Source organism: Labilibaculum sp. (genome assembly GCF_963664555.1).
GTDB lineage: Bacteria > Bacteroidota > Bacteroidia > Bacteroidales > Marinifilaceae > Labilibaculum.
Genome location: NZ_OY761461.1, coordinates 4,025,665 through 4,039,384 on the forward strand (window position 1 = coordinate 4,025,665; position 13,720 = coordinate 4,039,384).

Below are 13,720 nucleotides of genomic sequence, written 5' to 3' on the forward strand. Positions count from 1 at the left end.
AAAATGGATTCTTCGGCTTTGCTTAGAATGACAATTCCCTGTTTTTGTAAGACTGTTTACATCCGCAGTATTTATTTCGTCTGTTCGCTTAAAATTCCACCTGTCATTCGCACCAATGCCGTTCTCGATTGAATCAGATTAAAAATAGCATTCACTCTTGACAAAGCCACATTCTGATAGGTGATCTGAATATCCCGGTAGTTGAACGAATTGATGCTGCCAGACTCATATTTATCCTTTGAAATGCTGAGGTTGAGCTCTGCTGCCGCTAAATTCTCCTCAGCAAGCTGATACAGTTCTTTTCGAACTTCATACAACTCAAATTGCTGAGCCAGTAAATTAGTCAGAGAATGTTTTACATCTTCCGTTTCAACCTTTCCTATTTCTTCCTGAATTTTTGCAATCTGCATGGCTCTTCGATTCGAATTTCCATTAAAAATCATGAAATTCAAGCTCACATTGGCATAAAAATTATGCGAATCAGCAGTTGAAGCAGGCAGACCATCCAGTTTCAGCCGGGTTGAGTTTTCCTGTACACCGGCTCCCAATGAAACACGAGGATAATAATTGCTTCGTGCCATATCTACATCCCTTTTCAGCAACATTTCCTGTATGTATCTATTTTTAAGAGTATTGTTTCCCGAAAGCATTTTATCCAGCAATGCAGCCATCTGAAATTCTTCATTTACGGGTAAGAACTCATCGGCGAAAGTATAGGTTTCGCTCTCTTTAACACCCAGAAGAAAATTTAAGTCCCGAACAGAATTATTAAAATTCACTTCCTGAATCAGGAAGGATGAACGATCCTGCAACCATGCATTTTGCGCCTGTAAAACATCATAGGTAACCGAACTTCCCAGCTCTTTTCCAACTTTCACCTTCTCGTATCTATCCGACGATAAAATCATCACTTTTTGGGCAACCTCCATGCGCTCCTTCTCTAACAATACCTTATAATAGGAAAGAATGATCAGTTCAATTTTGTTTTCGATGGCAATTATGGTGTTTCCCTTCGACAACTGAGCCAGATCATCGAATTTATCTTTTCGGATCTGTACCGCAAACCCATCAAATAAAGTCCAGTTTACATCCAAAGAAGGAATTAAACTGTTGCGGGTAAAATCTGCATCTTCATTGTAATCTTTACTATTTCGATACGCAAGATTAAATTCAAGGCTGGGATAAGCTCCTGCATTTCCCCAGGTATTATTCAATTCAGAAACCTTTTCTGATTTTCGATAGATCTTTAACTGATAATTGTTCTCCAATCCTACCTCGATGGCTTTAGACAGACTTAATTCTTCCTGTGCCTGCACAATAAACTGACCACACAGAATGAAGGCTATAAATAATGATACTTTTCTGATCATTTGATTTGTTCTTTATTTAATCCCCGGTCCCCGAACCAAAGTCCGGGGCAATTTATACAGGGCGATTCATATTTTTAATCCAAACTTACCTTTGATTCTTTCACCTTAGGCTCAACATCCCGGGGGCTGATTTCTTTGCCTTCCCATATGCCCTTTGTTATTCTTCTTACATCATTCAGGATTAAAATTAATACCGGAAAAAATAACAAAAGAAACAGCGTGCCGATTAATACTCCATATGCCAAAGCAATCGCCATTGGAATTAAGAATTGAGCTTGAAATGAATTCTCCAATATCAATGGATACAAACCAACTGAGGTTGTTATTGTGGTTAGAATAATAGCCCTGAATCTGGCTCTGCCAGCGGCTTTAACAGCAGGCTCAGGTTCCATTCCCTCTTCAATCAGCGAATTGTACTTAGACAGGAAGACCACAGCATCGTTGATAATTACCCCCGAAAGAGCAACCATTCCCCAAACACTTAACATGGAAACAGGGTACCCTTCAATTCCATGTCCCCAGGCAGATCCCATCCAGCCCAAAGGAATCATCAGTAATATAATTATTCCCTGTGTAAAGCTTCGGAAATGAATCATCACAATAAAAACGATCAGCATAAAAGCAATGCTGAAATAAATTTTCAATTCATGAATATCTTCGGCAGAGCGTTTTTGCTGCCCCTGATACTCCGGACGAACACTTGGGAATTTAGCTTCCAAATCGGGTAAAATTGTGGCTTCGATATAGTCCAGAATAGGTGGCACCGGCTCACTAGGATCAATTAATTCTGCGTCAACACGAATCTCACGTGCTCCATTGTACCGCTGTATACTAACAGGTCCACGTAAAATTTCATAATCAATTAATTCCGACAATGGAAATTCACCTTTCGGCGTACGAATTCTCATGTCTTCCATTTGTCCGATAAAAATCCGGTCGCTTTTCGGATATCGAACCCAAACCTTAATCTCATCTTTTCCTTCCTGCAAACGCTGCGCTTGTCCTCCGAAAAAACCCTGACGAATTTGAGCTGTTATAGAACTTAAATTCATACCCAAATAATAGGCTTTTGGTTTTAATTTAAGTCTTACCTCGCGACTTCCCAATGGGTTGTTGTCGTTAATATTGTACAAAGAGGACATTTTGCGCAACTCTCCTTGAAAATACTCATTAGCCTGATTTAGCTGTTCCAAATCATTTCCCAGCAAACTAATCGAAACAGGAGCACCCCAACGGTTGCTGGCTCCTATAGTGAATTTTTCAAGATCAGAAACATCTCCCAATTTCTCCTTAACTCTGTCTGAAATATCAAAACTGGAAACCGGGGCTCCTTCCATATCCCGGAGAGTAACAGACAAATTCCCTGCATGCGGACCAGACTCCTGTCCTCCAAAAGCATTCCCCGAGGAAAGGCTTGTGTATTTGATGAAATTTGCGGTATCCTGAAATTCGTTCATCAATTCTTCGTTCACCTCCCAAACTGCCTTTTCGAACTCTTTTAATCTGGCTATAGTGATTTCCTTATTACTTCCCGGCTTATAAGCAATATTCATAGCAAAAGTATCGAAAGCCACATTTGGGAAAAAGGTACTTTGGATGAATCCTCCGCTAAATAAGCCAATAGTAATAAAGAACAGAGCTACGGGAATAAAAACAACAAACCACCTCCAACGGACTATACGATCTAATGTAGCCGTATAAACATGGTCTCTTACAAAACGGATCCCTTTTTCAATTTTTCCTCTAAAACGGTTAAAAAAGTTGTCCTTCCGATCGCGGTTCAAAACCTTTTCGTTGCCCACATGACCCGGTAATACAAAAAGACTTTCGAAAAGCGACAGACTCAAACAAGCCACCACCACAAAGGCCATTTCGTACATAAATTCCATATTCCCGGAAACCAGTAAAAGTGGTGAGAAAGCCACCATGGTTGTAGTTACTGAAGTAAGAACAGCAGGAACAACCTCCATTGTACCATCTATTGCTGCTCTTCGGGGACTTTTGCCACTCTCGAAATGCGAATAAATATTTTCTCCGATTACAATACCATCATCAACCAGAATACCGATTATTAATATCATCCCGAAAAGGGAAATCATATTGATGGTGATTCCCATTAAGTTGGCAACAATAAACATCCCTAAAAAGGACGCTGGAATTCCCCATGCAACCCACAATGATAAGCGAAAACTCAGAAAAAGGGCCAACGAAATAACCACCAACAACAAACCATACCCACCATTTTTATACAGCAAACTTAATCGTGATTGCAGCAGACTAATGAAATCGAAACTAATCTCCAGACGGGCATCATCATATTTTTCATTAAACTCTTTGGCATATTTATTACAATATACCGATATGTCGTCCAAATCTTCATTATTCAGCTTGTTCACCTGAATCGAGATGGCCGGATTTTTATTAACATAGGTTGAATTAGGAACATCCTGAAACTGAAAATGAATATTCGCCACATCACGAATCCGGATGTAGCTCCCGTCATAGTTTGCTTTTAAAATGATGTCTCCAATCTGATCCGGATCGACAGACCGGTTGCGCGATCGAATTAGAATTTCCTCCACATCATTCTTGATTGTCCCTCCCGAAATATCTATATTATTATTGGCAATAGCAGCAGATATCTCACTGAATGTCAGATTATATCTTCGCAGATTATCCTCTTTGACCTCAACAGATAATTCCAGATTTGGAAAACCAGACAAAGATATTTGCGACATGACTTTCGATCGCATTAAATCGTCGTAAATCAGATCGGCATATTTTTTCAAACTGATTAAATCGACATCTCCTGTAACCACCATGCGCACGGCAGGTGATGTAGCTCTCCGCTTGGCAATAACGGCTTTTTCGGCTCCGGATGGAAAGGTCGGAATTCCATCCACCGAGTTTTTTACATCGGCTAATGTTTCATCCAAATCGTAATCGCCGGTTGTGGTGATGGTTAATCGGGAAAAGCCCTCTGATGATACAGAATTCATTTCTTTGATTCCTACAATTCCCCGAACAGCATCCTCAATCCGTGAGGTAATGCCCTCTTCAACCTCCTTAGGTGAAGCGCCTGGAAACACCATCGAAACTGTAATTGTTTTAGATTCTGTCTCCGGAAAAAATGATTTCTTCATATAAACCAAAGAGACAAATCCTGCAATAGCAAGCACAGCAATAATCATTTTTCCGTAAAACGGATATCTTACAAATTGTGATATTATATTTCTCATTATACGCTATTTCTTGATTTGTACCTGCATATTTTCAGTTGCTTTAACAGGAGGTTCCACAACCAATATCTCCCCCTCTTTCAAACCATTAAAAACCAAAGTATTCTCATTTCGTTTGATCACATTAATTTCCTTTTCTTTTAGGATATCTCCTTCAACGACAAACACTTTATTGGAACTAAAAACTGCATTTCTGGGGATTTCCATTGCATTGGCAATCTTTTTCCCATTAAAACGAGCAGTTAAAAACTGCCCCTGATACAATTCATTCCCATTCGTTTTCTCCAACTTTACAAAAACCGAAATAGACTGCGTTCCCTCATCAACAAAATCAGACTTCCTTACCAGTTTACCGGTAAAAGTAACCTCTCCATCCGAATCCAAAATATCTACCTTTTCATTTAAGCTCAGCCAATAAATTTCTTTCGAATCAATTGGAACCTGAAGTTCCAGATTATTTGATTCAATAATACCTGCAAGCTTTGACCCTACGCCGGCCACCGACCCAATCTGAGTATTCACCTCTGCATAAGAACCATCAAAGGGTGCATATATTTTTCTTTTATCCAATTTAACCTCGGCACTCTTAATGGCATAATAATCGCCTAAAATATTTCGGCTTGCCATAAATACCTTTTCCTGATCTGATTTAACTATTGGTAATTCAGGAACACTTTCCTCCAAATTAATCGCATTGAAAAAATTCATCCAGGCCTCAAAATTATCTACATAATCCACTTTAATATCCGGCAAATTCTCAGCCAGCTTATTCAGAAACCGGCTTTTAAGAGCACGTAAATCCATTTTTGCATCTTCTTCGTAAATACGAATCAGCAATTGACCTTTTTTAAACTTCTGTCCCACTTTTAAAGGAACACCGGTCTCAACAATTCTACCCGCAACTTCCGAACTTAAATTCACTTCTAAATTTGAAGCCAGTCGTCCTTTCTCAACTATAGGAGAAGATATGTCATTGTACTTTACTGCTTCAACCTTGACAAGCGGCAGCTTTTTTTTATCTAAGTTCTTTTTAGGAGATTCTTTTAAGCTGCTTAAGCCTTTCATAGCGACAAAAGAAATTGCCAATGTTGCAATTACCAGTAAAACGATGGTTATTTTCCGATTCATTTATAATATTTATTTGGAGTTTCTTAACAATAACACTAATTATCAGTAGTTTTTATTTATAACGCATAAAGATAAGTATTTATGAGGTAATCTGAACCGGTTTTTAAATTTTCGTTTGGATTTCGACAAACCTCCCAATTTAAACTTTAAGTGAAACAAATAGCAGGTTTTATTCGTTTCTATTTGAACATTCAATTTTCAAAAGCCAATGAATTCAAAAAAAATTCCGATTTTTGACCTCCAATTTTATTTAAACACAAAATGGAAAAAGAAAAATATACAAAGCTTAGATATCAACTTATGGAGTCATTAACATGGCCTTCATTATACATGTTTAAATTTATCATTCCCAATTCAGATGAAAAAGTAAAGGCTGTTAAGGAACTTTTCACTGCAGATACTGAATTTTCTTTTAAAACTTCCAAAGACTTAAAATTCATAGGAATTACTGTAAAAAAAGAGATGGGCTCAGCAGATGCCGTAATTGATATTTACATCAAAGCACAAGGTATCAAAGGCATAATGATCCTTTAACAAAAGCCATTATTTACATCCTCAGCAAAAACCGATTATGCTAAAAAGCTGATTAAGCACGCCATTCCTCTGATTGACTTTAAGTTAATTAATTTGTGAAAAATTCCCTTTCTAAAATAAAAAATCGATATTTTGTTTTACTTTCGGGCTTCTGAATAAAAACTAACAATATTTTAAATGATAGATGTAATTGATTTTGGATTGACACGTGATGGAGAAAAAGTACAACTATTCACCCTCCGAAATAAAAACGGCCTGACAGCAAAAATCACCAATTATGGTGGTATTCTTACCTCATTTACTCTTCCTTTGCCCAATGAGGAGAGAGAAATCGTGCTGGGTTTTGATTCGCTTGAAGAGTATACAAATGAGGAATACCTTAAAAACTATCCTTACTTTGGAGCTTTAATCGGTCGGTTTGGAAATCGAATTAACAAAGGATTAGTTACACTTAATGAAAAAGAAATTCAGCTTCCCTGCAACCATGGAATGCACCATTTGCATGGTGGTGATATTGGGTTTGACAGAAAAGTATGGAAAGCCGAAATTAATAACAATAGTGATTTAAAATTAACTTACCTGAGTCCTGACGGAGAAGAAAATTTCCCTGGAAATTTAAATACTGAGGTAATTTATAAGTTGACAGATGATAACGAATTGCAGATTCATTACAAAGCAGTAACGGATAAAACAACCCCGGTTAATCTAACTCAACACGCCTATTTTAACTTATCAAACAATTTTGAGAGTATCCTGGACCATCAACTTCAGGTGGATACCGAATTCATTTTAGAAACAGACGATCTGTTGATTCCAAGTGGTAAAATATACAATATCAAGAACACTCTTTTCGACTTTAGAACAAAAAAACAAATAGACAGAGACATAGAAGATATTGAGAACTACGACGACTGTTTTGCATTTGGAGAATCGACTGAAACACCAAGAAAAGTAGCTGAACTTTCTGATAAAAATGGTGAAGTGACAATGGAAATTGCAACAACATTCCCCGGATTACAGGTTTATACAGGTAAATATATCGCAGCTGGGAAATTCGGTTCTTTCTCAGGTGTTGCTTTAGAAGCTCAAGGTTATCCGGATGCGCCCAATCATAAAAACTTTAAACAGGGTTGGTTAAAACCCGGTGAAGTTTACCAGCATCAGACAAATTACAAACTTATCTTCTAACAAAAATATCACAGAGGCTGTTTCGAAAGATGCAGCCTTTTTTATTGACTGGAATGTCTCGTCCTAAAATAGCATTACACTAAAAAATAAACTATCTGACGTTACAATTTTATTATCTGAAAGAAAAAACCAATCTTGCAACTTCAGATTTAAAAACATGTTTTAATAAGATTGTTACAGCTATGCTAACTGATATTATCATCGTTTTATCCATAATGATTTTAGGAATCGGAATTGGTCTTCTTATTGGCAACCGCCCAAAAATCATCAAAGTTATTGGTGTTTTAACATCATTTTCTATTTTTCTATTGCTTTTTCTTTTAGGGATAGGTGTTGGAACCAATAATCAAATAATAAACAATCTTCATTCTATTGGAATACAGGCTTTGATCCTAACAATTGGAGCTGTTTTAGGTTCTTTAATTTGTGCCTATTTTACCTACACCCTATTTTTCAAAAAGAAATAACCCCCGACTTCAACTATTATGAAACGTACATGCCAAAGAGATTTTGACAGACAGGGAAATGATTATCTCAGCATGGTAAGTTTCATATAGCAACTAAAAACAAATTAGAATCATATGAAACGAGCCATGAGAAGACTTTTCTCACACACGAGGATGACTATGCTGGCGAGTTCCATGTGGCAATAAAAAACAAATTTAGACACATGAAAGGCAGTTTAATCATTCTTAGCTTCTTTATCCTTGGGCTAATCCTTGGACTAACACGCTTTTTACCCTCCTCTCTTTTAGAAGGGGATTTCAGTATATATGCTCTTTATTTATTGATGTTTTTAGTAGGAATTGGTATTGGAACCGACCGTGACTCATGGAAAGTGGTTCGCGAGGTGAATATCAAAATTATATTGGTTCCTCTATCAGTCATTGTAGGATCTCTTCTTGGCGTTTCTGCTGTTTCCGCTATGCTTTCGAATATTAGCATTGGCGAAGCAATGGCTGTAGGTGCCGGATTTGGCTACTATAGTTTATCCAGCGTTATCATTACTGAATTCCATAGCGAAACGCTGGGTGTTATTGCTTTAATTTCCAATATCATCAGGGAAATACTGACTCTTTTAGCAACGCCATTATTTGTAAAATACTTTGGGAAGCTAGCTGGCATTGCATCTGGTGGAGCAACTGCTATGGATACAACCATGCCCATAATTGTACGCTACTCAGGAAAAGAGTATGCGATTATTGCCGTCTTCAGCGGAATTGTACTTACTGTATTGGTTCCTATTATTGTTCCAATCATACTTGAATTCTTGTAAATCAATTCCTTTTGACTGAGAATTTAATTAATTACAGTTTAAACTCATTTTAAAGTATATAAGCAAAATATATCATCTGTTTTTTTTATACATTTACACCTCAGCTAACGATTTATTTAGAATGTTTTACTGTAACAAATTCATACTTCTATACAATTGTTCGTACAAAGGTTTGTACGAATGTTGGATTTGTTAAAACTCTTCAATTTTCCCCTTTCACATCTTATTTTGTTCAATCTGCTTAACAGAGCATTTTCTTTTATGGAATCCTTATATCCCCGTAAGTTTTAATTTCTGACTTTACTGATTTAACAAATGAGTTACATCCATTTTATTATTTACAATTTCGTATCTGAAACAAGAAAGTTCCCGACACGATTAACACAAGCAAAAAACCCAAAACTATGTTCTCAAAAGAAACCTATATTAACAGAAGAAATAAGCTTAAAGCAGAAGTTCAATCAGGAATTCTGCTTTTTCTGGGCAACGATGAAAGTGGAATGAATTACGCTGACAACACCTATCATTTCCGTCAGGACAGTACCTTTCTATATTTCTTTGGTTCGGATTATGCCGGACTAAATGCAATTATAGATATCGATGAAAATCGTGAAATTATTTTCGGCGATGAATTGACCATAGACCATATTGTTTGGATGGGGACACAACCTACAATTAAAGAAAAAAGTGAAGCTGTTGGAATTAAAGAGACAGCTCAAATGTCTGCATTAAAAACGTACCTCGACAAAGCTTTAACAAAAGGACAAAGAGTCCATCACTTACCCTCTTACCGCCCTGAACATCAAATTAAATTACAGTCCTTATTGAATGTACATCCCAATATTTCAGTAAAAAATGCATCCCCTGAATTCATTCAAGCAGTTGTAAATCAAAGAAATTACAAATCAGCCGAAGAGATCATTCAAATTGAAGAGGCTGTTAATATTACAGCAGAAATGCATCTTGCAGCCATGCGGATGGCTCGCCCGGGAATGAAAGAATATGAAATTGCTGCCAAAGTTCAGGAAACAGCAATTCGGTTGGGCGGACAACCCTCTTTCCCAACCATTGCCACTGTAAACGGACAAACACTTCATAATCACTATCATGGCAACACTTTAAAAAGCGGAGATATGGTATTGCTTGATTGTGGTGCTGAAAATGGAATGCATTATGCCGGTGATATGTCCAGCACATTTCCTGTGGATAAAATATTTACGACACGCCAAAAAGAAATTTATGAGATTGCTTTAAATGCCCACAACGCTGCCATTGCAAAACTACAACCCGGTATTAAATTTAAAGATGTTCACCTTACTGCCTGCCTAACTATTGCCGAAGGAATGAAACAAATGGGTTTTATGAAAGGAAATATGGAAGATGCAGTTCAACAGGGTGCTCACGCTTTGTTCTTTCAATGTGGAACAGGTCATATGATGGGATTGGATGTTCATGACATGGAAAATTTAGGCGAGCTTTGTGTTGGTTACAATGGAGAGGCAAAAAGTACGCTGTTTGGACTAAAATCATTGCGTTTGGGAAGAGAACTTGAACCTGGATTTGTTTTAACCATTGAACCGGGAATCTATTTTATTCCTGAATTGATTGACATGTGGAAAGCCGAAAAACGATTTGAGGAATTCATTAATTACGATAAAGTAGAACAATACAAGAATTTTGGCGGCATAAGAAATGAAGAAGATTTTTTAATTACCAAAGATGGTGCGAGATTATTGGGCAAACCCATTCCTAAAAGCATTGAAGATGTTGAAAAAGAAAGAAACTAAATTATAAACATTATCATTAACACTCCCAATGTTTTCTAAAATAATTAAGCAATGAAACTTAAACAAATTACATTCCTTCTGATTGGATTTCTTATCGTTGGCAACATCTCTTGTCAACAATCAAGACCCAAAAACCTGCTGAACCAGCTTCAGGAAATTCCAGGAGTAAGTGTAAAAAAGATTTCCGGAGACTCTACTTTTACAGAATATTACGAGCTCTATTTTACACAAGATCTTGATCATCAAAATCCCAAAGCAGGAACATTCCAGCAAAGGGTCTTATTGGGGCATCATGCTTTTAACCAGCCAATGGTTGTTCAACTGGAAGGTTATCAAATTTGGTCTGATAAAGCTGGCGAACTGAGCAAATTACTGAATGCAAATCAATTGACCATTGAGCATCGTTATTTTAAAAATTCAATGCCCGACAGCTTGAATTGGCAATATCTAAACATCAAACAGGCAGCTGCCGATCAGCATGCAATCATTCAAGCTTTAAAAAAATTATATCCGAACAAATGGCTGACAACCGGAATTAGTAAAGGAGGACAAACCACTATTTATCACCGTTACTTTTATCCAAATGATGTTGATGTTAGTGTGCCCTATGTAGCACCACACAATCTGGCCCGTGAAGACAAAAGAATCCAAAACTATTTGGCAAGTGCAGGAAATCAGGAAATCAGAGATAAAATTCGCCAATTTCAATTGACTTGCTTTAAAAACAGAGAAAAATTACTTCCTCTTGCAGAGGCATATGCAAAAGAGAAAAACTATTCTTTTACCATGGGCTTAGCAAGAGCACTTGATTTAAGTATTCTAGAATATCCATTTGCCTATTGGCAATGGGGTGGAATTGATGAAATTCCCGATGAAAACGCCAATCCTCAAGAGCTTTCCGAGCATTTGTTTAAAGTGTCAAATATCGATTTTTTCGATGTAAACAACATCAAAACACTTCTTGCATTTTATCATCAGGCATTAACCGAGATTGGAATGTACAGCTACGAAATTGCTCCTTTCAAACAATACCTGAACGATGAAAAGGACATTACTTTCGATTTTACTTTCCCTAACGAACCCATCCGGAAATTTGATGCCTCATCGATGATTAAAATTAACAAATGGCTGCAGACTGATGCGGAAAAAATATTGTTTATATATGGTGAGAACGATACATGGTCGGCAACGGCAGTTGATCTAAAAGGAAATAACAAATGCAAAAAATTTGTGAACCCTGAAGGATCGCATAAAAGCAGAATCAATAGTTTTCCTTCTGAAATGAAAAAAGAAATTTTGAACACTTTGGAAGAATGGATGGATGTACAATTAACCATTAATAATGAAAAGTAATTGTTTGAGGAACAAGCATCTGTAAACAGAAAAACAAGACCAGTAAAAGAGACTGTCTGAAAATTCAGATGGTCTCTTTATCTTTTAAATCATATTTAATTCTTCCAACAAAGCCTTCCGTTTTGGATATTCTTTTCTTAAATATGCAATCAGATCATTCGACTCATCTCTTCCACCAAGCTTAATCATTCGTCTTATGTATCTGCAAATGCTCTGATAATGACCTCTCCCTATGTTATTTTCCATATATTTCTTAACAGCAACAGCGTATAAATTAATGATTTCACCAGAATAATTACCTATTAAATATTCACTGTAAGTATCAATGGTCGGGAAATCCGGATTTTTCTGCAAAAAAACCAAAAGTTTATCCCACCACTCCTCGTTTATGTAAATTTTTGCCAACAAACCGCTAAGATCCCACCTACTTGATTTTTTTAAGTCTTTTGCCAATTCATTCACAAACGAAAACCATTTTTCAGGAGTTATATTTTCTTTCAATATCTGATAATAATCCTGTGTCGATCTAAAATTTTTCATAAATAAAAAACGGGCATACTCAATAATTTTCTCGGTATCGTTCTGTTTCTGCGCAATTCTCAATAACCAATCATACCATTCAACAACCAATCCAGGCCTGTCTTTTTTATCGTATTTAATACCATCCATAGCAATACCAATTGCTTTTTCGTACAATTCCGTTTTCAGAGCATTCTCAATTGCTATGCATCGTAATTTCGAATTAGATATGTGTGCCTCTAAATATTCGGCAGCCTGACTTTCACCTTTACACTTTAGCAACACATTATATTTTATTGCCTGCATTTCCTCCAACGAATATTCCGACACTTCTGAATGATCTGTCAACGCAAAAAAACTTTCTACTTCGGCCTCTGTTTTTAATAATAATGATGCTATATTGAGACATCCTAAATGCCAGTCCCACCCCCCAAAAGTATTGTTCTCGTAGGTTTTCAAACAATAATCCAACAACAATTTCCGAATCGATTCATCCTGTTGTAATGTTCCAATACGCACTAATAAGTCAAAAGATGAATCGATGCCAAAACTTAAATAACCACTGCTGTCATCACCATAATTAACAGCCTTTACCATCTCCTCCATAATTAGCTGTACATATAAAAAAAGTGCTTTTATAGTTACCTCTATCCATTTGCTTTTGTGCCGATTCCAGAAGATTATTTACTTCATAATAAACATCACGTGAAGATGAATGACTTACAAAACCATATCTATCCGAAGCTGAACTGACAATTGATCTCACTTGATTTACATAAAAACTTTTCGATTCTGAAGTATTGTATTGAGCAAAGTAAGCCAATAATTGATTCCGGAATCCTCTATCTTCCTCTGCCTTATTTGGATAAATTGTTTCAGATCATCATGAGATGCATTTTCAAGCATTGCAATTACTTTATCCGCCAAAGTTTTGCGCTTCTTTTTCACTGCAGGTATTTCGGATGCCTTAGTAAGTGGATTTCTTTTCAAATTCAATTGATCTTGTTGCAAATAAAAAATAACAGCAACAACATGCTTGCAGAAAGGTCCCATATCATACGGACAGTTACAAACATGTTCCAAAATCATATCGTTCTTAATTACCAATTTTACCGTGTAATCCTCAGTCCCTTCAACTGTAGCCTCATATTCCCCTATTCCTGTTTCTATTGGCTGATTTACTTTGTTATTCTTAAAATACGACAAACCGCGCTTTAAAATTTTATCATCTATGTATTGCTCAAATTCATTAAACGATATTTCCATTATCTCTATTTTAATTTACACCCTGCAATTTATATAAATTCAAGGAAATTGAATAGAACA

At 36.5% G+C, this 13,720-nt stretch carries 12 protein-coding genes; 6 read left to right on the forward strand and 6 right to left on the reverse strand.

Features of this window, described 5'->3' with window-relative positions:
- Nucleotides 1-71: 71 nt before the first annotated feature.
- The 3 genes from ACKU4N_RS15850 to ACKU4N_RS15860 all read right to left on the reverse strand — a co-directional run bounded on the left by ACKU4N_RS15850 (nt 72) and on the right by ACKU4N_RS15860 (nt 5,737).
- The gene (locus tag ACKU4N_RS15850; RefSeq protein ID WP_321317998.1) at nt 72-1,370 is read right to left on the reverse strand and encodes a TolC family protein; all 1,299 of its coding nucleotides are present in this window, start codon (nt 1,368-1,370) and stop codon (nt 72-74) included.
- A 74-nt stretch (nt 1,371-1,444) separates the two neighbouring features.
- Nucleotides 1,445-4,609, reverse strand: a complete 3,165-nt coding sequence (locus ACKU4N_RS15855) for an efflux RND transporter permease subunit (protein ID WP_321318000.1) — start codon at nt 4,607-4,609, stop codon at nt 1,445-1,447.
- A 6-nt stretch (nt 4,610-4,615) separates the two neighbouring features.
- Complete coding sequence (locus ACKU4N_RS15860) at nt 4,616-5,737, reverse strand: efflux RND transporter periplasmic adaptor subunit (protein ID WP_321318003.1); 1,122 nt, start codon at nt 5,735-5,737, stop codon at nt 4,616-4,618.
- 261 nt (nt 5,738-5,998) lie between these two features.
- On the opposite strand from ACKU4N_RS15860, the gene ACKU4N_RS15865 reads away from it, so the two are divergent.
- The 6 genes from ACKU4N_RS15865 to ACKU4N_RS15890 all read left to right on the forward strand — a co-directional run bounded on the left by ACKU4N_RS15865 (nt 5,999) and on the right by ACKU4N_RS15890 (nt 11,875).
- A complete protein-coding gene (locus tag ACKU4N_RS15865) occupies nt 5,999-6,271 on the forward strand; it encodes a hypothetical protein (protein WP_321318005.1) in 273 nt (90 codons plus the stop codon).
- A gap of 177 nt (nt 6,272-6,448) precedes the next feature.
- Entirely contained in the window at nt 6,449-7,459 is a 1,011-nt protein-coding gene (locus ACKU4N_RS15870; RefSeq protein ID WP_321318007.1) for an aldose epimerase family protein, read from the forward strand.
- 182 nt (nt 7,460-7,641) lie between these two features.
- Nucleotides 7,642-7,926, forward strand: a complete 285-nt coding sequence (locus ACKU4N_RS15875) for a LysO family transporter (protein WP_321318008.1) — start codon at nt 7,642-7,644, stop codon at nt 7,924-7,926.
- Nucleotides 7,927-8,129: 203 nt separating this feature from the next.
- Nucleotides 8,130-8,735, forward strand: coding sequence for a LysO family transporter (locus ACKU4N_RS15880; RefSeq protein ID WP_321318010.1), 606 nt, complete (start codon nt 8,130-8,132; stop codon nt 8,733-8,735).
- Nucleotides 8,736-9,139: 404 nt separating this feature from the next.
- On the forward strand, nt 9,140-10,522 hold the full coding sequence (locus ACKU4N_RS15885) for an aminopeptidase P family protein (protein ID WP_321318012.1): 1,383 nt from the start codon (nt 9,140-9,142) through the stop codon (nt 10,520-10,522).
- 51 nt (nt 10,523-10,573) lie between these two features.
- Complete coding sequence (locus ACKU4N_RS15890) at nt 10,574-11,875, forward strand: S28 family serine protease (RefSeq protein WP_321318014.1); 1,302 nt, start codon at nt 10,574-10,576, stop codon at nt 11,873-11,875.
- A gap of 84 nt (nt 11,876-11,959) precedes the next feature.
- On the opposite strand, the gene ACKU4N_RS15895 is transcribed toward ACKU4N_RS15890, so the two are convergent.
- The 3 genes from ACKU4N_RS15895 to ACKU4N_RS15905 are packed head-to-tail and all read right to left on the reverse strand — an operon-like array spanning nt 11,960 to nt 13,660.
- Nucleotides 11,960-12,991 carry a hypothetical protein gene (locus ACKU4N_RS15895; protein ID WP_321318016.1) on the reverse strand — a complete coding sequence of 344 codons (1,032 nt, stop codon included), beginning with the start codon at nt 12,989-12,991 and terminating at the stop codon, nt 11,960-11,962.
- Nucleotides 12,975-13,160: a hypothetical protein gene (locus tag ACKU4N_RS15900; protein WP_321318017.1), complete on the reverse strand. Its 186-nt coding sequence runs from the start codon at nt 13,158-13,160 to the stop codon at nt 12,975-12,977. Before ACKU4N_RS15900 ends, ACKU4N_RS15895 begins: the two co-directional genes overlap by 17 nt.
- A 5-nt stretch (nt 13,161-13,165) precedes the next feature.
- On the reverse strand, nt 13,166-13,660 hold the full coding sequence (locus ACKU4N_RS15905) for an SWIM zinc finger family protein (protein ID WP_321318019.1): 495 nt from the start codon (nt 13,658-13,660) through the stop codon (nt 13,166-13,168).
- Nucleotides 13,661-13,720 lie beyond the last annotated feature (60 nt).